This is a genomic window from Candidatus Methylomirabilota bacterium, from assembly GCA_027293415.1.
GTDB lineage: Bacteria > Methylomirabilota > Methylomirabilia > Methylomirabilales > CSP1-5 > CSP1-5.
In genome coordinates this window covers 1-2792 of sequence record JAPUFX010000185.1, presented here as the reverse complement: position 1 = coordinate 2792, position 2792 = coordinate 1, and the positions used below count along the sequence as shown (strand labels likewise).

The 2792-nt window shown below is 56.6% G+C and carries 1 protein-coding gene; it reads right to left on the bottom strand.

Going from position 1 to position 2792, the window contains the following annotated elements:
* Positions 1-63: 63 nt before the first annotated feature.
* Positions 64-2436: an RDD family protein gene (locus O6929_12740; GenBank protein MCZ6481246.1), complete on the bottom strand. Its 2373-nt coding sequence runs from the start codon at positions 2434-2436 to the stop codon at positions 64-66.
* Positions 2437-2792 lie beyond the last annotated feature (356 nt).

The window sequence follows — 2792 nt, the reverse complement described above, 5'->3', positions numbered from 1 at the left end:
TCGAGTCTCTCCAGAGGCAAAAGGTAGCCTGTCCCCGTTTCCTCTTCCAGAACGTTCTCCCCCTTAGTCCTCTTTGTGAGTGACCACCCTTAGCTTGCCTCCCCAGGAGGAAAGTGCCCCATAGTTGCAACCGCCCTGCTGTCCCTCTGACCGAAGACTGAGCGTATGCGTACCGGGCGAGACAGGTCCCAAATTAAGGAGACCTGTGTGCAAGGGTAATTTTGCAAAGGTACCTGCAGCACCGGGCCAACCTAAGAAATCGGTGGTCATCTTTTGCGTTCCGTCGACAAAGATATGAACCTTTAGGGACGAACACGAATATGGGGAAAGGACAAAATACTGTGCCTTAAGAAGACCCTGGGTTTCAATCCGTATGGAAAACGGGGGATCACAGAGCTGTCCTGTACTGGTACAGTTTACACTAACTGGCACTGTGATAGTTTCCAGCTTTTCCGCCCTTGACGTAAGACGTCGCTGCATTGCTGCAATCTCGTCAGGCGTCCGGCTAATATTCGAGATCCTCAGTGCTTCGACTACGGCATCAATCTGCTCTTGCCGCCCCGTACGGGTGTCATCACGAAAGAAAATCGCCTGACGGGGGGGTGCTTGAAAACTTGCGTCTGTAGGCCCAATAAGGCTTCCCTGGAAGTAGACGTCCACCGTGCGTGGACCTGTGGAAACGAACGCCAAATAATGTTGTTCGTTACCGTGCACCTTTCCTCCACCTCTCACGGGATGGGGATAGGCTTGGATTCCCTTGTCTTTGTAATACCAGCCACGATCATTGGCATCCTCAAAGCTGAAGAGTTTACCCCAGTTGCCCGTTGCACTTGGCGTCAACACAATCTCGATTGTGTAAGGGGGAACCAAAAGATTTGCAAAGGTACTCCAGTCAATGCCGGTTTCGTTGGTGCGCGACACATGGAGCCCCTGGCCCCAGGGTGTTTTGACAAACTCTCCGCCTAGGAGGCGCGCATGTCGGCCGGTCCCGCTACTGTCATTGACGTTGCCGTTGAACTCGAATCTCGCGAGAACGTTAGAGTCGATTTCGAACACCTGATTCCTGCCGATAGAAATAGCCTGTGCCCATTTCTTGTGCTTGCCATATTGCAGGTGGTCGATTTCTATCCCCCCGCTGGTATTGCTTATCTTGATAGAAGAGATGCCACTCGCGTTAATTACTCCAAAAAAGTGATCTTCCGCCGTGGCTCCATTATGCGTGTTGTCGGCGATTGCAACCGGACCGATGGTCCCTAAGGACACGCCATCCGGACCAAAAGCTTCAAATAGCGTCGTTCCCGCCCCGTCGGTCCATACGAGGCCAGCATGCGTGGGCGAGCCAAGGATACTAGCGTCGAAGGAGAACGTGATGCCCGTCGAACCGGACCAAGAGAAGAAGGAATCGCCATTTGACCCGCTGCCGTCGATCACTCCGTCGTCGGCATCAACAGAATCGTGTAAGCCTCGACCAAAAACTACACTGGTAACACCACCCGCGCTCGCGCTCACACCGGGCGTGTTGAGCAGGCCGTCCTCGAAGTCCGCAAGAAAAGTCCCACCTGAAATGATGTCAGCATTAAATGGACTGTCCGCCTGGCTCAGGTAAGGTGTGGGACCTAAGAATTGGACTTCATGCCTGTTCCCGGGGCGAAACACTTCGGGCGGCACCGCCTGGTAGGTGACCACGGTGGCCGCGGCCAGGGCCACCGCTGTGACGGTCGATGCGGCGGTTCCGGCCGCGCCTGTCCCCGCTGCCGCAGTGGTCGTCGCTCCGGATGCCTTCTGTGGCGCAGCGGCTGCGGCAATTTTTTTTATGTAGCCCAGAATCCAGCGGGCTGCTTGTTCTACCCAGCTGTGTAGGGTCGTCATGAGGCCGGTCAATCTCAGGACAAGTGACCATATGCGCTTGAGCCTGTCGTAGCGATCCATCCAGTGCTTTACCAATACGTCGAGCTGATCTGTCCACTCGTCGATTGCCCGGATCACGTGCGTGAGGGATAGCGCGCCAGGTTGCTGTACCACCTCGGATCCGAACAGGACGTCATGCCAGGTCCGCCGCCTGGCATCCCGAAAGATGTTAAGGAACCCAAGCAGAGCAAAACTCGAGGCGAGGTACCCTACGGTCGAGCGAAGGAGCGCAGGCAGCCACCCGAGTCGGCCGCCGTCTGGTCTCTGGACTGTAAGGGCCATCATCGCTTTCCCCAAAGTGCAGCCGAAGATGGCTAGCGAGACAGCGTGATAGGCAGCGAAAATGGCTAATAAAACCCACGACCCGCCCCCAGTGATGAGAGTGACGGCCGCCACAAGCCCAAGGTCGATGACGAATGCGATTACCCGCCTGAGTGTCGACGCTGGCACGAGCTCCGCCCGATCAGACGGGCCGGGACCATTCGCCTCTGGCACGGATTTGGGTGTCGAGGCGGGATCGTTCTCCATGCTCAGGTTCCCCTATGCCATCTGAACGATATATAGATAGAATCCGAAAAGTAAAACGCCTTCGCGGGCCGTGCTCCGCCCGAGAAGGCGTCAGAAGTTTCTGATGCGCCAGTGATTCGGAGGTGGGGTAGTTGTCAAGCTCACCCCGGTTTCATCGGTGCCCCCCTCTTGTGGCCCCAAGTATCCCCAAGTGGGGTAGGGGTGTCAAGTGGCAGGACCTAGCAGGGGGGTGGGGTAGCTTATCTAGCCCGTTTCCCTTCCAGCTCCTGCCGCACCGCCTTGACCTCCTCCCGGTCACCGCTTGGCGCCGGTCGCCTTCTTTTCCTTCTCCAGTTCGGCCAGCTTCTTCTTGACCC

What these genes read in the sequence shown, in the direction of transcription:
- O6929_12740 (MCZ6481246.1), bottom strand. Translation starts at nt 2,436, where the DNA reads ATGGAGAACGATCCCGCCTCGACACCCAAATCCGTGCCAGAGGCGAAT.